The following is a 17,575-nucleotide window of genomic DNA, read 5'->3' on the forward strand; positions in this document are numbered from 1 at the left end:
TGTAAAGGAGAGTTAAAGTGGTGAAAAGAAGTAAAAAAATTCTTTGTGGACTGCAAAATCAATATTACAGAGCTACTTGGAAATCAATGGGATTTTCAACGGATGACCTGAAAAGGCCTTTGATAGGAATTGCAAATGCGTGGAGTGAATGTGTTCCCGGACATTTTAATCTGCGTCAGGTTGCACAGAGGGTAAAAGATGGTATATATCGTGCAGGTGCAACACCAGTTGAGTTTGGAGTAATTGGAGGTTGTGACGGCATGGGACAGGGACATGATGGAATGCATTATATCCTTCCTTCCAGGGAATTAATTGCAAACTCTGTTGAATCAATGGCACAGATAAATTTGTTCGATGGCATCGTGTTGTTGGGCTCCTGTGACAAAATTGTACCGGGAATGCTGATGGCAGCAGCCCGTTTGGATATACCCTGCATCTTGTTGCCGGGTGGTCCTATGGATGGAGGAATTGTTTTTGACGGCCGCAAGTCGGATCAGACTTCAAGCACTGAAGCTTATGGAATGTTGACTGCCAATAAGATTTCCGAAAAAGAATATGTATCTTTGGAAAATCTTTCATGCCCTACATGTGGTTCCTGTTCTTATCTGGGAACTGCAAATACAATGTGTTCATTATCGGAAGCTTTGGGAATGACATTGCCTGATGGCGGAATTATACCAGCTGCTTCTGCTGCACGTCTAGCCATTGCAGAAAAAACGGGAACCAAGATTGTGGAGCTGGTACAGAAGAATATTACAGCCCGCAGGATTATAACCAAGGAGAGCATAAGAAATGCGATTAAAGTATGTCTTGCCATGAGCGGAAGTACGAACGCTGTAATGCATCTTACAGCTATTGCCTATGAGGCTGAGCTGGATATTAATGTGCTTGAAGAATTTGATGAGTTGTCAAAAACGACTCCACAGATTGCAAAAATCAATCCGGCATCCAAATATAATATGATTGATTTCTACCAGGCGGGTGGAGTTATACGTTTAATGGACGAAATGCAGACAATAATGAATACTGATCAGATGACAGTTACATGCCATACAGTTTCAGATAATATTGCAGATCATGTATATCAGTATCCGGAGAATTCAAATGTAATTAAAACCATGAAGGAACCATTTGGATATGAGGGTGGTGTTGCCGTGCTTCGCGGAAATATAGCACCTGATACGGGAATTACAAAACCGGGAGCATTTGATAAGAGCTTACACCATTTTACAGGGGAAGCCATCTGTTTCAATTCGGAAGAAGAAGCAGAAGAGGCAATTTTATCAGGCAAAATACATGAAGGGCATGTAGTTGTTATTCGATATGAAGGCCCTAAAGGTGGACCCGGCATGCGTGAAATGTATAAGGCCATGAAATATTTATATGGACGTGGATTATCCAAATCAACCGCATTAATAACAGATGGACGATTCAGTGGAACAAACAATGGGTGCTTTGTAGGGCATATATCTCCAGAGGCAGCAGAAGGAGGACCGATTGCAATTATAAAAAATGGTGACAAAATTGAAATTGATGTAGAGAGCCGCAGTCTGAATTTGCTTGTCAGTGATGAGGAAATTCATGAACGATTAAAGGAATGGAAACGTCCGGAACCAAAATTCAAACGTGGATATCTAGGGCTGTATTGCAAGATTGCAGCATCAGGCTCTGAAGGTGCAATTATGAAATATGATTTACTATAAAGTTTGATAATAAGAGAGGATATTGAGTATGTATAAGATAATTACCCCTGTTGTAACAATTTTTGATGATAACGAAAAACCAGATTATGAAGCGAATAAAAAGGTTATTGATTTTCTGGTTGAAGGAGGTGTGGATGGTATTCTCGTACTTGGTTCAACTGGAGAATTTACAGGTCTTACCAAAAAAGAAAAAAGTGACTTTTTTAAATTCTATGCCGAATACACCAATAATCGTGTTGAACTATATGCAGGCACCGGCTGTATGAATTCTCAAGATACGGTAGAGTTGACAAATGAAATATATTCCATGGGATATGCTGGACCTATGGTAATCGGACCTTATTATTATGGTCTGGATCAGGAAAAAATATTTGTTTTTTATGATACTCTGGCAAAAGCACTGAAAGGTGACCTCTATATTTACAATTTCCCTGCCAGAACAGGGCATTCCATTGATCCACAAACAGTTAAAAGACTTCTGGAGGAAAATAAGAATATCGTTGGATTAAAGGATTCTGTCTCAGAGCCGAATCATACAAACTTAATTTGTCTTGAAGCAGAGGGACATGCATTTACTGTATATTCCGGATTTGACGATCAATTTCTCTATAATATTTCATCAGGTGGAAATGGATGTATCGGAGGTCTTTCTAATATTGTTCCGGAAATATGGAGTGATTTGGTTAAGGCGTCCAACAATAAGGATTTTGATCGATCACTACATATGTCATATTTAATCCATAAACTTATGCCGCTTTATGATATGGACTCGAACTTTTCACTGCTATTCAAAAAGTTGATGGTTCATCGAGGAGTAGATATTTCTACAAAATCAATTTTCCCGTTTGATCAGATGCAGAATACAGTGTACAAAAAGGCAGAAGTTCTTTTGGACAGTGTTCTGGAAGAGTATAGTAAATTATAAATTTTATTATTTATTCTTATTGCATTCATTTGATCTGTAGGGGATTCCCTATGGTTCAATGAGTGCTTTAGAGAACTTTATTTCTTGATTTGAAGATAACGATACCATGTAAGCAATGAAATCGTATTATAGCTACTGAAACTTTAATGGAAATTTTGAAAAGGATTGCTTCTCGGTATAAATTATTAAGAAAGGATGTAAATTATTATGGATTATGTTAATGAGAAAAAGATTTCAAATGGACGCTGGAAACATATTATTCCTCCATGTATTCTTGTATATATAGTTGCATTTATGGATCGTACAAATATAAGTTTTGCAATTGCAGGAGGAATGGATAAGTCATTGGGCATGACTTCAACTATAGCAGGATTGGCATCAGGAATATTTTTTGTAGGATATATGATACTTCAAATTCCAGGTGGAAATTATGCTGAGAAAAAAAGTGCAAAAAAATTTATTGGTATATCTCTTGTTGCATGGGCGGTACTTTCTATAACGAGTGGATTTGTAACCTCGGTCTGGCAGCTTTTGATTCTAAGGTTTTTGCTTGGTGTTGGAGAAGGAGGAGTGTGGCCGGCAGTTCTTGTCATTATTTCTCACTGGTTTCCGAATGAAGAACGAGGAAGAGCAAATGGATTTTTTATGATGAATTTTGCTATAGCATCTATTATAACAGGACCTATTTCGGGATGGATTATATCATTTTCTAGTTGGAGATGGGTATTTATAATTGAAGGATGTCTCGCACTTTTACTTATATTAGTATGGTATCCGTTAATAAGTGATCGTCCGCAGGATGCAAAATGGATATCAGAGGGAGAGAAAGATTGGATTCTAGACAGCCTAAAACAAGAGCAGTTAAAGATAGACAGCAATATTAAACACTCAAATAATAAAAATAGTATTTATGCGAATCCAGAGCTATGGAAGCTTACTTTAAGTTATTTTTGTTATCAAGTTGGAATATATGGATTTTTCCTGTGGCTTCCAACTTTAATAAAACAGCTTACAAATTCAGGTATAGGAATAATAGGTGTTTTGTCTGTATTTCCATACATTGGGACACTGTTTGGTATATGGATATTTTCAGTTTTATCCGATAAAACCATGAAGCGTAAGATGTTTACAGCAGTACCTATGCTTGGGCTGGCATTAGCGTTATTTCTATCAGTTCAGTTCAAAAGCAATATATGGATTTCATATGGATTTTTAATATTATGTGGATTTTTCCTGCAAGGATATAACAGCAGTTTCTGGTCTATGCCTCCTCTTATTTTTTCTACAAGTGAAGCTGGTGGTGCACGTGGATTTATAAATGCACTTGGAAATCTGGGTGGATTTATAGGACCATATTTTGTAGGATGGTTGACTGTTGCTGTGAATTCAAACGTCAGCATATACTTTTTAACAATTGCTATAATAATAGGATGTTTGATTAATTCCTCAATAAAACTTGATGAGAAAATAATTTAATTATGCTTTAGTATGGCCTGGCTGCGTAAAAAACTGTTAGTCCAAAGTTTATTAAATAAAAATAGTAGATGCTGCCGACAAGTAGTAACTACTATTTTTTATTTAATCTAAAAAATTATTTTATGTAATCTGAAAGGTGACTGAAGCAAATTGTCAAATACTATATTGACATAATGACTAATTTATAATAATCTATTATATAGACTAGTTATTATAATCTTATTTGTGAAAGGATATATTATGAATTCTGAAAATAATTCAAGAGAAAAAATACTTAATACTGCCACTAAGCTTTTCCAAATCAATGGATTTAATGCTACTGGATTAAACCAAATTTTAAAAGAAAGCAACTCACCTAAGGGCTCTCTTTATTATTATTTTCCTGATGGTAAAGAACAATTAGCACTAGAAGCAATTCAATTGGCAAGCAAGGCCATAATGAAAAGATTGGAAGACACTCTGAATAAATATTCAAATCCCATTAAAGCTATAAAGCATTTAATAAATAATATAATAAATGACTTAGAAGAAGAAAACAAGCTTCAGAATATTTCAATAAGTTTGATAGCGTTAGAAACATATTATTCAAACGAGAATTTGAGAGAAGCTTGTAAAAATGCGTTTACAGCACTAAGTCATGTATATACCAAGAAATTGCTTCAAAATGGGTTTTCAAAACAGAAAGCTGAAGAATTAGGTATGACCATCGAAATAATGATTGAAGGGGCTATTACACTCTCTGTTACAAGAAAGGATTCTATTCCACTTTTAACAATTAGTAATATTATAGGCGTTTTGTTGGAGAAGAATTAATATATGTTCTATTAATATCTGACTCAATTATACAGACTGGTCTAAATATTAGAGAGAAAATTATTTTATTTTTAGAGATATTGAGGAGATGATTTGATATTATGCTACAACAACAGACATTTTCAAAAGCCAGAGTTGATGTAAAGCATCCATATCTGGTTATGATGGGATTATATTTAGGTACATTTAGTGGTATGTTCAGTGAGACATCTCTAAATATTGCACTTCCACAATTAATGGATACTTTTAATATTAGTATGGGAATTGCCCAGTGGCTGGTGGTTGGTTATATGCTTGTTATTGGAATAGTTCTGCCCTTTACCAGTTTGCTCATGAAATGTTTTTCTGTAAGAAAACTTACAATTTTTGCCCTGGGAGCATTTATGATCGGCTCCCTTATCAGTGGATTTGCATTTGATTTTAGATTCCTTCTAGCTGGACGTATGATTCAGGGAATTGGTACAGGAATGGTTCTCCCAATGATGTTTTCAGTTATTTTAGAAGTTTTTCCTTCAAATAAAATTGGCTCTGCCATGGGAGTAGCTTCTCTGGTTATTATGTTTGCACCAGTAATTGGACCTACTCTTTCGGGAATCTTTTTGGGAATGCTTTCCTGGCGCTGGATTTTCTTTTCATTTGTTATTATATTAGCAGTTGCCATGATTTTTACAGCAATATATATGGTAAATACTTATAAATTAACTAAACCGAAAATTGATGGAATGTCCTGCTTGACTTCTATTATTGGTTTTGGGTGTATAGTGCTCGGTGTTAGTCTAATTAGCGAATTTGGATTTTCTGTTCCTGTAATTTTGATACTTATAATCGGTATCATTGCTATTATAGTTTATGCAAAAAGACAAATGCAGATGGAAATTCCAGTCCTTGATTTAAAAGCTCTTAAGATTTCAAAATTCCGAACAGGGGCGGTACTGGTAATGGTGAATTTTAGTATCGTATTATCCGCTATGTATTTGTTGCCGCAGTACATTCAAAATGGGCTGATGATTCCAGTAGCCACTACTGGTTTGATTTTACTTCCAGGAGGGCTGATCAATGCTTTTGTTTCCTATATTTCAGGATCACTTTATGACAAATTTGGAGCAAAATACCTTGTTAAAATTGGCTTTTTTATTTCAATTGTGGGTATATTTTTATTGCTCTTTACATCAACCAGCAGTTCTGTTAGTTATATAATTTTCTGCAATATTATTTTATCAATTGGTATTCCACTGGCAATGTCTCCAGCACAGAGCAGTGGATTGAATGGACTTCCAAAGAACATGTCAAGAGATGGAAGTACCATTATAAATACAATGCAGCAGATAGTAGGTGCTGTTAGTACTGCAATTGCCACATGCATGCTTGGCATTGGACAAACTTTTTATTTTTCTGATGGCGGCAAAAATCAAGCGGAAGCATTTGTGAAAGGGTCCCATTACGGATTTTATTTTGCTTTGGTGCTTTCCATAATTGGTTTTCTGGTTTCTTTTCGAATCAAAGATACAAAACACAATTAAAATAGTCAAGTTTTAAGCAGTTTAAAGGGAGAAAGTGCTATGGAAAATATTTCAGAAAGAACGCAAAAATATCTTGGTAACAGGGGATTGATTTTATTTCTTGCGCTTTTAAGTGCGTTTGTACCTCTATCTACCGATCTTTATCTGCCGGCTCTTCCAATTATGGCAAGATTTTTTCATGTATCCGAATTTAAGATGAATCTGACACTTATTCTGTTTTTTGCATTTTACAGCCTCGCAACACTGGTATGGGGTCCTCTAAGTGATAAATATGGACGCAAACCCATCTTGCTCATTGGTTTAACTGGATACATGCTTGCAAGCATTTTGTGTGCAGTTTCAGGAAGTGTGAATCAGCTTATTCTGTTTCGAATTCTACAGGCTGTCGGCGGAGGGGCTGCCAGCGCAGTAGCTACTGCTGTGGTCAAGGATGTGTATCAGGGGAAAAAACAGGAATCAATTCTGGCAATTGTTCAGTCAATGGTAGTGATATCACCTGCTGTGGCACCGGTTATTGGTGCACTTCTACTGAAATTTACTTCATGGAGGGGAATATTTTTTGCACAGGCAATTTTGGGTTTAGTTGTAGTTATTGGTTCAATTGCATTTCAAGAAACGATTGGATCAGAAAATAGTACTGCAGGTCTGATTACTACGATAGGTCGTCTTGGTGTAGTATTAAGAAATCCCAGCTTTACTGTATTGTTAATTATTTTTTCAGCAGTGAACATCGCTTCTATGGCGTTCATTTCTTCATCTTCCTATATCTATCAGGATAGCTTTGAATTAAGCAGTCAGAAGTATAGCTACTTTTTTACATTTAATGCTGTTGGAATGTTGATTGGACCTCTTCTCTATATAAGACTTTCCGGTTGGTTCAAGCGTTTTCATATTATTTGTGCTTGTTTTGCAATTATAATTTTAAGCGGGATACTGATTTATACACTAGGATGGTGGAAGCCATGGATATTTGCACTGACACTCCTACCTGCAGCCATTACGGAAAGCTGTGTTCGTCCTCCGAGTACATATTTGATCTTGAAACAACAAGAGAATGATGCAGGTTCGGCGTCATCGCTTCTCAGCTCAGCTACAACTGTAATGGGAAGTGTTGGAATGCTTATTGTTTCATTCAACCAGTGGAATCCGGTACAGCTCATCGGTAAAATCAACATTATAGTTGGTTTTTTATGTGGAGGAGCTTGGCTGATTGCAGTCAAAGAACTATTTCTGGATAAAATTCAAAAGGAATGAAGTATGAACTTTTTATACCTGAAAAGGATAGTCCTGTTATTCTATCACAAAACAATGGCAGCACCCATAGTCCATACCATACCAGACCAATATTTTGATTCATAGCGGGACCAACTCCATTTTAGATTATTGTATTACCATTTTTAAGAACTTTATCAACTATATTTACTCCGGTATTATACATAAGATATTTGTAGCCGGGATATTTTAGAATTACCATATCGGCAATTTTACCGTTTTCGATGCTTCCGATTGTATCTGCTCTATTTAGCGCAGCAGCACCATTCAGGGTAAGTGCTGTTAGTGCTTCTTCAGCAGACATGTTCATGTATATACATGCCAGTGCAAAAATCAGGGGTATTGAGTTGCTGAAACAACTACCGGGATTAAAATCACTGGCAAGTGCCACAGCACATCCGCTATCAATCATCTTTCTCGCATTTGCATATGGTTTGTTTAGACAAAAGGCAGTGGCGGGAAGAAGAGTTGCCACCACTTTATTCTTGCTAAGTAATTCAATGCCATTTTCAGAGGCATTCAGCAGGTGGTCTGCTGAGACAGCATCTAGTCGGCCCGCCAATTCTGCTCCTCCCAAATACATGATTTCGTCTGCATGAATTTTTAATTTCAGTCCCAGTTCAGATGCCTTCAATAGTAATTTTTTGGATAATTCTATTGATATGACTCCTTTTTCGCAAAAAACATCACAAAATTCCGCCAGCTTTTTATCAACCACTTCTGGAAGCACCCTTTCAATAATAAAATCTATGTATTTGCTGCTTTTACCTGTGAACTCTTCTGGAACTGCATGTGCTCCCAGGAAAGTTCCTATTACATCAACTGCATGATCTTTGTTTAATTCTTTCATTACTTTAAGCTGCTTTATTTCAGTTTCCAGATCAAGTCCATAGCCGCTTTTACCTTCTACAGTTGTAATTCCAAAAGACAACATTGAATCCAGTCTTTTCATTCCAAGATTGTATAATTCCTTGAAGGAGCTCTTCCTCGTTGCCTTAACAGTATTTTCTATGCCACCGCCAGCTTTCATTATATTCATATAACTGCGGCCTCCAAGTCTCATGAAAAATTCATCAGGTCTGTATCCTGAAAATATAAAGTGAGTATGTGAATCTACAAAACCTGGAACTACACATTTACCTTCAGCTTTTAGAATTTCATAATTTCTCAAATCATATTTTTTTAAGATGTTTTGGGTGGTGTCCACAGCAGCAATTCTGCCGTTTTCTACAACTACAGTTCCATGCTTGATTATTTTAATATGACCCATTTCATTCCCGAATCTGGCACATTTTCCTATTGGCGTTGCAATTTCATCCGCATTTAATACTATAATATTTTTCATACATATCACTCTTTGGTAAATTTATTTTTATTCTTATCGATTAATGTCTTATCCACTAAATATGGTATAGTCAATTGGTTAAATCCATTATTTTTGTATTTTTCGTTAAAAGCTACAGCGGTTTCAATTGAGTGTTTATTTCCAGCCCAGCTCCTTCTAGCCACTCCTCCCATTACATCCCACAGTACAGCACTTTTTATTATATCATCTACTCTTTTACTTCCATCTAAAACTAATCCAAAACCACCGTTAATAGCTTTGCCTATACCTACTCCGCCTCCATTATGAAGTGTAACGAGACTCATTCCCCTTGCTGCATTTCCTGCAAAGCATTGAACTGCCATATCTGCCATTACATTGCTTCCATCTTTTATATTAGCTGTTTCTCTGAATGGTGAATCCGTACCACTTACATCATGATGGTCTCTCCCCAGCATAATAGAACCTATTTCCTTATTCCTGACCATTTCGTTAAATTTGAGAGCTATATTTATTCTTCCTTCTGCGTCCTGATACAATATTCTGGCTTTGGTTCCAACTACCAGTCTGTTTTTTTCAGCATCTCTTATCCAATTGTAATTGTCCATGTCCTGATATCTTCTGCTTGGATCAATGCAGCTCATAGCTGCTCTATCTGTTTTTATAAGGTCTTCATTTTTACCGCTCAAGCAAACCCATCTAAAAGGTCCATATCCATAATCGAATAATTGGGGCCCCATAATATCTTCCACGTAGGATGGAAGCATGAATCCATCTTTATCATCTATTCCATTTCTTGAAATTTCTTTTACACCTGCATCATAAACTGCTTTCAAAAATGAATTTCCATAATCAAAAAAATATGTACCTCTGTCAACACAGTTTTTTATCAGCTCGTAGTGATGTCTTAAACTTTTATCTACGAGTTTCTTGAAATTTTCTCTATTCTCGCTTAATAATCTTGTTCTTTCATCAAAAGTAATTCCCTGAGGGCAATAGCCACCCTCATAAACGGCATGGCAGGATGTCTGATCGGACAGGAGGTCAACCTTTATGTTGTTTTTGACTACATATTCCAGTAAGTCTACTATATTCCCGTGGTATGCAATTGACATGGCTTCTTCTTTGCTTATGCATTCCTGCGCCAATTTGAATATTCCATCTAAATCAGATGAAGCTTTATTTATCCAACCCTGCTTGATTCTGGTATCTATTCTTGATTCATCAACTTCTGCAATTATTCCAACCCCATTTGCTATTTCGACAGCTTTAGGCTGTGCTCCACTCATCCCGCCAAGTCCGGAGCTTATAAACAAATGTCCTCTGAGATCTCCGCTCCTTTTTATATGTAGTTTTAACCTTGCTGCGTTTAACAATGTATTGTATGTACCGTGAACAATTCCCTGGGGACCTATATACATCCACCCTCCAGCCGTCATCTGCCCGTAGTTGGCTACCCCCATCTGCTCTGCTGTTTCCCAGTCTTCCATATTATCAAACATACCAACCATGAGGGCATTTGTTATTATAATTCTTGGTGCATTTTCTCTAGTTTTGAACAATCCCAAGGGATGTCCTGATTCTATAACCAGAGTTTGATCTTTTTCTAGAATCTCAAGATATTTTTTTATCAATCTGTACTGCATCCAATTCTGGCATACGCTTCCTGTCTCACCGTAAGTAATCAACTCATAGGGGTATAGTGCAACCTCAAAATCAAGATTGTTGTCTATCATGACTTGAAATGCCTTGCCTTCAACACATCTTCCTTTATATTCATCTATAGGTTTTCCATAGATTCTTCCATCTGGTCTAAATCTATATCCATAAATTCTTCCTCTGGTTTTCAACTCTTCCAAAAATTCAGGCAACAGTATTTCATGATATTTTTCCGGTACATATCTGAGGGCATTTTTTACGGCAGTTTCTGTTTGTTCCTCATTTAAAGTATAGCTTCTATCAGGTGCCCGTCTTATCCCACTTGTAAATTCAGGCATCTCAGGTAATTCATCATCTAAGGTCACAGACATTGAATTTTTAATTTTCTCATTGAAATCCATTTTGTTTCCTCCATAATTTATTGTTTGCTATAAGATTTTGGTATTTTCCAATTTACATACTAGATTTTGTACAGAATTTATAATATTTTTTTCAGGTACACTTATTATATGACCATTTTTTACTCTTAAATTTCCATCAATTACTACGTACTTAATTGCACATGGCTGCATGGAATAGACTATATTTGGCAAAATCTGCTCTCTGGACTTGAAAATAGGCTGAATAGACAGATCATCCATATCTATACCTATAAAATCTGCCTTGTAGCCATTTTCAATTTTCCCGACGGGAAGCTGTAGGATATCTCCTCCAATTTCCGTTCCCATAGAAAATACTTGGTTGTAATTTACTGACAGTGAGTCAAGCGTATTTACTTTCTGAAGCAGTGCACACATTCTCATCTCTTCAAAAACACTTATTTTATTATTGCTGCACGCTCCATCCGTACCCAAACCTATGTCCACATCAAATTTCATCAATTCGGTAATATTGGTTATTCCATCTGCAAGGAACATATTGCTTGAAGGACAATAAGCCAGTTTAACTCCATTTTTCCCCATGAGCCTTATTTCATTATCATTAAGCCATACACAATGAATGGCAACCATATTATCATCAAGTACACCTATGTCATTAAGTAGTTCAACTGGTCTTGAATTGAATTTTCTCCTTATTTGATCGACTTCAAAAGGTTCTTCCGCCACATGTATGTGAAATTTTGTGCCGAGTTCCATTGCCAGCTTGTGACCTGCCTTGATCATGTCCAACGATGCAGCATGCAAACTGTGGGGAGCGGGTATAACTTTAACCATTTCATTGTCGTTGTATTTTATGGCAAGTTTTTTAATGCTTTTTACGGATTCATCTATACTTTCCACATATCCATTTGGTGCACCTTCCCAATCATACATGCATCTTGCCAGGACAAGACGTATTCCAATATCCCGGGCTGCTTTTATAATGGCTTCATCACTTTCTATACCATCATTGTGTACATAAAAGAAATCACTTACTGAAGTAACGCCGTATTTCATCATTTCCCCGAAGGCAAATAGTGCTCCGGTGTATAGATCTTCCGGATTGAGCTTAGGTGAGAATCTATATAATGATTTATCTCTCCATTCTAAAAAAGGTTTATCTACAGCGATACCTCTGAGTAAACTTTGGAATGAATGATTGTGGACATTTACTGTTCCGGGAATCATTATATTATTAGACCAATCGGCTATTTCTGCACTTTGATATTTTTGCTTGAGTTTGTCAAACAATCCAATTTCCAGTATTTCACCATTTTCTACAACAACACCTGAGTCTGCTTTGAAATGATTATTATGATATATTAAAGATGACTTGTATATTTTTTCCATATTAATTTAACTCCTTGTCTAATATTAACACAGTTTTAAGTAATACATTACCTGCCTTTTCAATATCGTCCATATCAGTTTTTTCGTCAGGGCAATGACTTTTCCCATTTATACTTGGAGTAAAAAGCATACCTGTTCGGCTGATTTCAGCCATATGAGCAGAATCATGTCCTGCCATGCTTGGAATTTCAATAAATGGTTCTTCAATAGATTTTATTGCGGATTTTATTGCATCTTTTACTATTTCATCCATGGGGACTGATTTTTGATTCAATATATTTTTTCGCAGTATCTTTACTTTTCTTTTATATGTAATATTATCTATCTTTTTATTCAATTTATCAATTATGGATTGAAGTATACAATCTTTATTGGTTCTTATTTCAACAATTAAAGATGATTCCCCTACAATTATATTTGGTGAATTGGGAAGAGCCTCTATATAGCCAACTGTGCCAACCACATCATCTCTATCAATATTCTTGATTATTTGCTCAAAATCCAGACATAATTCACATGCTGCCAACAGTGCATCCTTTCTGTAGTGCATAAGTGTAGTACCTGCATGATTTGATTCACCGAATATATGAATCTGTTCTCTATAGATACCTGTTATTTTGGTAACTACACCTAATGACAGATTCCTATCGTACAGTTTTCTTCCCTGTTCTATATGGCATTCTAAAAATGCACCTATATCGCCGGGTTTTATTAAATATTCATTTATATTTTCCAGATTTCCGCCCAATATCTTTACTGTATCTTTTAATTTAGTTTTACTAACTTGGTTTACAGCATCTTCTAACTGCCTTTTCTTTAACTTTCCTGTAATTGTTCTGCTCCCCAATGTAGATATATTAAATTGATTTGGTTCTTCTCCTGAAAAGGATACTGCAGCTATAGGATGCCTTAAATTATAATTTTCCTCTTTTATTTTTTGCAATACTTCTGTAGCAAGCATTATACCCAGTGTTCCATCGTACATTCCGCCATTTTTTACGCAGTCATGATGTGATCCAAGCACTATTGGAGGTAAGTTTTCTCTTCCTTCCAGTCGTGTCCATATATTTGCAATAGCATCAACTTTAACCGGCAGCTGTAAATCTCTTCTCCATAATGATTTTATCCATTCTCTTGCTTGAATATCAGTACTGCTGCCAAATGAACGGTTTATTCCTCCATTTTTACATTTTCCGAATGAGGACAATTTTTTTAAGCTTCTTTCTATTCTCTGTGTATTGACATGTAATTTATTTTTCATAATAACCCCTCATTCCTGACTATTTGTCAATTTACATTTTATAGTAGAAATTATTGCATTCATCAGATTTTTCTATACTCTCCAGCCTTTTATCCAAACCTTCTGTTTCTCTGGCTATGTCCCTTAGAAGTAAATTTAAAAACAGGATAGGGGTGCTGTAAATATCGAATATTGAAGATGTTGTTATAGGTACACTTATAACAGGATCAGCCAAATTGGTAACAGGGGACATAATACTGTCCGTAACTGCCGCAATGGTAAATCCCTTTTTCTTCAATTCCTTCAATTTTTGTATTAAATTATTTGGATATCTGGGAAACATTATAGTAAATATCAAGGTTGCAGTTACATCCCTGAATTCTAGTGTATCCCATAATGGACTCTCAGGGGTAACTTGTATTACATCGTTTCTAATTTTATTGAGTATGTAATTTGTATACGGAAGCAGTGTAGCTGACATTCTGGAGGAAGTTATAACCAGATGCCTGGCAGATACGATCTTTTCTATGAGCTTTTCATAGGATGGCTGATTTAAAATGAAATTCAGTTCATCAATATTCTTGTGTTCCATATTGAGTATGTTTGTAATACTGTTATTATCATGGGATGTATACTGTAATCTTTGTGGTGCAGTTATTTCTTCTCTTACAAATTGCTGCAGGTTGTGCTGAAAATCATTATATCCATGATATCCTAACGAACTACAAAATCTGGAAACACTTCCCTGACTTATATTGACTTCTGCAGCTACTTCTGCGGCTGTCATAAATATAATGTGTTTGTAATTTTCCACTATATAATAAGCAAGTTTTTCATAGGTAGATGATTCTTGTGAAATTAAAGCCATCTTCTGTTTTAAATCGTTAAGTTCTCTTATATCAGATTTAAAATTCATATACAACTTCCTTTCAGATCATAAATGTAGAATAACTTATATATATTTAACATTATATTTAAATACAAATCAATTGACTTTTGAATGATTGCATCATTTATATTTTATTTAATATAAATATATCTATTTAAATTTTAATAAACTATCTTATAATAACTATATTATTTATTATTTTAATAATTTTGAAATAGATTAATCAATAATTTGATAAATTTATTAAATTGTGGCAAATTGACAACAGTATCAAAAACATATATACTAATGCCTAAAATATGATTATACCTATTTAGTTGACTAGAAAAACTAGAGACTAAACTGGTTTTTTTAATGAATTAAAAAAACTGGCTTAGTCTCTCATATTTTAATACTTGACAAGGGGGGGAATCATCATACTGATTAGTATTATTGACTATATAAGAAGTAATTATATACAATATTATCAAGCTGTTAGAATACATGTATTGATAAGTATTTTAGCTGTTCTAGTTAGCACCGGTATAGCTGTTCCACTTGGAATTATGTGTTCTAAAAATAAAGTGTTTTCCATGCCCATAATGAACTTATTTAATTTTTTGAGGATTATCCCCAGTCTGGCAGTGCTTGTGCTGGTAATGCCAATACTTGGGACGGGCTTCTTGCCGGCTTTGTTGGCACTGGTAATTCTAGCGGTGCCTCCAACCTTAATAAATACATATCTAGGATTTAAAAATGTAGATGAATTTATTTTGGAAAGCAGCAGGGGAATGGGGATGAGCAGTAAAATGATACTGTTCAAAATTGAAATTCCCCTAGCAATGCCACTGATACTTACAGGTATAAGGACATCTGCTGTGGAGGTCATAGCCAGTGCTGCACTGGCATCATACATTGGTGCAGGGGGGTTGGGTGATTTTATATTTACAGGTTTAAGTTTAAATGACTATAGGATGTTGCTGGTTGGAGGAATTTCAATTGCGCTATTAGCTATTATTTCAGAGATATTGTTATCTTTATTGCAATATGGTATCACCAGATACCAGAGGATTTAATTAATTAGGAGGAATTCAAATGAAAAAAAAATTGAAGAAAACTATACTGCTCTCACTGACAGCCACATTTTTATTGACAGCTTCCCTTACAGGGTGTGGAAGCAAATCAGGTACTACAAGTTCAGATAAACCTACTATAAAAGTCGGTTCCAAGAACTTTACAGAATCACTTGTTTTGGGAGAATTATATGCTGATGCTTTGGAAAATGCAGGGTATAAAGTGGAAAGAAAATTGAATCTGAGTGATTCTGTAGTACATTCGTCTCTGGTCAAAGGTGAAATAGACCTCTATCCTGAATATACGGGAACTGGATTACAGTCGATATTGAAAGAGCAGCCTAAATTTGACGCAAAGCAGGTTTATGATGAGGTGTCCAAAAAATATAAGGAAAAATTTAATTTGATATGGCTTGATCCATCTTCAGGAAATGATTCGGAAGGATTGGTGATTACTAAAAAAGCATCAGATAAATACAATATACATACGATTTCCGACCTGCAGAAAAATGCCGGCAAATTAAGGTATGCATCCCAGGGTGAATTTGATGTAAGAGCTGATGGTATGCCTCGACTGACGAAAGTGTATGGCCCCTTTAATTTTAAAGATAAAAAAATATATGACAATGGAATAAAGTATGATGTACTTCACAATGACAAGGCAGATGTTGCTGTTGCTTATACTACGGAGGGACAATTGCGAAAAGACGAGTTTGTTGTTTTGAAGGATGATAAGCAGGCATGGCCGCCTTATAATGTGGCACCTGTAGTTAGAAAGGACATTTTAGATAAAAATCCTGAAATAAAGGATATCCTGAATAAGGTTACAGCTAAACTAGACGATAAGACTTTAATCGAGCTGAATGCTAAGGTGGATATAGACAAGGAAGAGTATGCAACTGTAGCAAAAGATTATTTTGACAAGGAATTCGGAAAATAATAGTTTTATAAAGAGGTGAACATAGTGGCAAATATTGCAATAGAGTTTTTAAATGTAAGTAAAAAATTCCCTAAAGCCTCTAAATATTCTGTTGAGAATGTAAACATAAGTATAGAAGAAGGACATTTCATAACAATCTTGGGGACATCAGGTTCTGGCAAAACCACATTTTTAAAAATGATTAACAGAATATACGAAACCACCTCAGGTGATATATTATTCTTTGGAAAAAACATAAGGAAACTTCCTGTGGAGGATTATAGGAGAAAAATAGGATATGTTATACAGCAAATAGGTTTATTTCCACATATGACTATAGAACAAAATATAGCTACAGTTCCACAAATATTAAAATGGGACAAGACTAAAATAAATGACAGAATAGATTACTTGATGAATCTAGTAAATCTTCCTCCAAAGGACTTCAGAAAAAGATATCCGCGCCAGTTGTCTGGCGGGCAGCAGCAGAGGGTTGGAATTGCAAGGGCCATGGCCGCAGATCCCTCTGTGATGCTTATGGATGAACCTTTTGGGGCTATTGATGCCATTACAAGGCAGAATCTTCAGGATGAACTTATAAAAATACAAAAGAAACTTCATAAGACTATACTTTTTGTAACTCATGATGTGAATGAAGCTTTTAAATTAGGAGATAAAATTATAATTATGAATGAGGGCAGAATTCAGCAATTTGATACTGCAAATAATATAGTATTTAATCCTGCTAATGACTATGTATCAAAACTGGTTTCCTCTGATAATATTTTGCAGAGATTAAAATTACTCAAGGCAGAATCCATAATGATACCTGTGAATTCTCAAATAGAAGGTACTGATTACAGGGTGGACAGGGAAGAGACTTTAGATACGGTATTATCACTTTTGCTTGAAAATAATAGGGAATATGTTGTTGTAGAAGATAAATGTAAAAAAACGGTAGGAAAGATAACTTTAGAACAGTTGAAGACAAACTCAAAACTAAGATAAATTAAG

General features: G+C 35.4%; 14 protein-coding genes. 9 read left to right on the top strand and 5 right to left on the bottom strand.

Annotated elements, in window-relative coordinates:
• Window positions 1–20: 20 nt before the first annotated feature.
• The 6 genes from ilvD to LKE46_RS04195 all read left to right on the top strand — a co-directional run bounded on the left by ilvD (window position 21) and on the right by LKE46_RS04195 (window position 7,691).
• Complete coding sequence (ilvD, locus tag LKE46_RS04170) at window positions 21–1,703, top strand: dihydroxy-acid dehydratase (RefSeq protein WP_363316084.1); 1,683 nt, start codon at window positions 21–23, stop codon at window positions 1,701–1,703.
• A 28-nt stretch (window positions 1,704–1,731) separates the two neighbouring features.
• On the top strand, window positions 1,732–2,628 hold the full coding sequence (locus tag LKE46_RS04175) for a dihydrodipicolinate synthase family protein (RefSeq protein ID WP_291718714.1): 897 nt from the start codon (window positions 1,732–1,734) through the stop codon (window positions 2,626–2,628).
• A 207-nt stretch (window positions 2,629–2,835) separates the two neighbouring features.
• Complete coding sequence (locus tag LKE46_RS04180) at window positions 2,836–4,104, top strand: MFS transporter (protein ID WP_291718716.1); 1,269 nt, start codon at window positions 2,836–2,838, stop codon at window positions 4,102–4,104.
• Between the two features lie 240 nt (window positions 4,105–4,344).
• Entirely contained in the window at window positions 4,345–4,917 is a 573-nt protein-coding gene (locus tag LKE46_RS04185; RefSeq protein WP_291718718.1) for a TetR/AcrR family transcriptional regulator, read from the top strand.
• A gap of 101 nt (window positions 4,918–5,018) precedes the next feature.
• A complete protein-coding gene (locus tag LKE46_RS04190; RefSeq protein WP_291718720.1) occupies window positions 5,019–6,437 on the top strand; it encodes a DHA2 family efflux MFS transporter permease subunit in 1,419 nt (472 codons plus the stop codon).
• A gap of 39 nt (window positions 6,438–6,476) precedes the next feature.
• Window positions 6,477–7,691, top strand: coding sequence for a Bcr/CflA family efflux MFS transporter (locus LKE46_RS04195; protein WP_291718723.1), 1,215 nt, complete (start codon window positions 6,477–6,479; stop codon window positions 7,689–7,691).
• A gap of 121 nt (window positions 7,692–7,812) precedes the next feature.
• Here LKE46_RS04195 and hutI read toward each other — a convergent pair whose 3' ends face one another.
• The 5 genes from hutI to LKE46_RS04220 are packed head-to-tail and all read right to left on the bottom strand — an operon-like array spanning window position 7,813 to window position 14,617.
• A complete protein-coding gene (hutI, locus tag LKE46_RS04200) occupies window positions 7,813–9,054 on the bottom strand; it encodes an imidazolonepropionase (protein WP_291718725.1) in 1,242 nt (413 codons plus the stop codon).
• 5 nt (window positions 9,055–9,059) lie between these two features.
• Window positions 9,060–11,093: a urocanate hydratase gene (locus LKE46_RS04205; RefSeq protein WP_291718727.1), complete on the bottom strand. Its 2,034-nt coding sequence runs from the start codon at window positions 11,091–11,093 to the stop codon at window positions 9,060–9,062.
• A gap of 27 nt (window positions 11,094–11,120) precedes the next feature.
• On the bottom strand, window positions 11,121–12,461 hold the full coding sequence (locus tag LKE46_RS04210; protein ID WP_291718729.1) for an amidohydrolase family protein: 1,341 nt from the start codon (window positions 12,459–12,461) through the stop codon (window positions 11,121–11,123).
• Window position 12,462: 1 nt separating this feature from the next.
• Window positions 12,463–13,722, bottom strand: a complete 1,260-nt coding sequence (locus LKE46_RS04215) for a M20 family metallo-hydrolase (protein WP_291718731.1) — start codon at window positions 13,720–13,722, stop codon at window positions 12,463–12,465.
• Between the two features lie 31 nt (window positions 13,723–13,753).
• Window positions 13,754–14,617: a MurR/RpiR family transcriptional regulator gene (locus tag LKE46_RS04220; protein WP_291718733.1), complete on the bottom strand. Its 864-nt coding sequence runs from the start codon at window positions 14,615–14,617 to the stop codon at window positions 13,754–13,756.
• A 461-nt stretch (window positions 14,618–15,078) separates the two neighbouring features.
• Between LKE46_RS04220 and LKE46_RS04225 the strand changes: the two genes are divergently transcribed.
• Genes LKE46_RS04225 through LKE46_RS04235 form a run of 3 tightly spaced genes read left to right on the top strand, consistent with a single transcriptional unit; the run spans window position 15,079 to window position 17,569 of the window.
• Window positions 15,079–15,645: an ABC transporter permease gene (locus tag LKE46_RS04225; RefSeq protein ID WP_291718735.1), complete on the top strand. Its 567-nt coding sequence runs from the start codon at window positions 15,079–15,081 to the stop codon at window positions 15,643–15,645.
• Between the two features lie 19 nt (window positions 15,646–15,664).
• Window positions 15,665–16,582, top strand: coding sequence for a glycine betaine ABC transporter substrate-binding protein (locus LKE46_RS04230; RefSeq protein ID WP_291718737.1), 918 nt, complete (start codon window positions 15,665–15,667; stop codon window positions 16,580–16,582).
• A gap of 24 nt (window positions 16,583–16,606) precedes the next feature.
• Window positions 16,607–17,569, top strand: coding sequence for an ABC transporter ATP-binding protein (locus LKE46_RS04235; protein ID WP_291718740.1), 963 nt, complete (start codon window positions 16,607–16,609; stop codon window positions 17,567–17,569).
• Window positions 17,570–17,575: the final 6 nt, after the last annotated feature.

It is taken from the genome of Clostridium sp., assembly GCF_022482905.1.
Lineage (GTDB): Bacteria > Bacillota > Clostridia > Clostridiales > Clostridiaceae > Clostridium_B.

Bases quoted from the DNA above. Each gene is read 5' to 3' on its own strand.
- LKE46_RS04175 (WP_291718714.1), top strand. From the start codon at position 1,732: ATGTATAAGATAATTACCCCTGTTGTAACAATTTTTGATGATAACGAA.
- LKE46_RS04180 (WP_291718716.1), top strand. From the start codon at position 2,836: ATGGATTATGTTAATGAGAAAAAGATTTCAAATGGACGCTGGAAACAT.
- LKE46_RS04185 (WP_291718718.1), top strand. From the start codon at position 4,345: ATGAATTCTGAAAATAATTCAAGAGAAAAAATACTTAATACTGCCACT.
- LKE46_RS04190 (WP_291718720.1), top strand. From the start codon at position 5,019: ATGCTACAACAACAGACATTTTCAAAAGCCAGAGTTGATGTAAAGCAT.
- LKE46_RS04195 (WP_291718723.1), top strand. From the start codon at position 6,477: ATGGAAAATATTTCAGAAAGAACGCAAAAATATCTTGGTAACAGGGGA.
- hutI (WP_291718725.1), bottom strand. From the start codon at position 9,054: ATGAAAAATATTATAGTATTAAATGCGGATGAAATTGCAACGCCAATA.
- LKE46_RS04205 (WP_291718727.1), bottom strand. From the start codon at position 11,093: ATGGATTTCAATGAGAAAATTAAAAATTCAATGTCTGTGACCTTAGAT.
- LKE46_RS04210 (WP_291718729.1), bottom strand. From the start codon at position 12,461: ATGGAAAAAATATACAAGTCATCTTTAATATATCATAATAATCATTTC.
- LKE46_RS04215 (WP_291718731.1), bottom strand. From the start codon at position 13,722: ATGAAAAATAAATTACATGTCAATACACAGAGAATAGAAAGAAGCTTA.
- LKE46_RS04220 (WP_291718733.1), bottom strand. From the start codon at position 14,617: ATGAATTTTAAATCTGATATAAGAGAACTTAACGATTTAAAACAGAAG.
- LKE46_RS04230 (WP_291718737.1), top strand. From the start codon at position 15,665: ATGAAAAAAAAATTGAAGAAAACTATACTGCTCTCACTGACAGCCACA.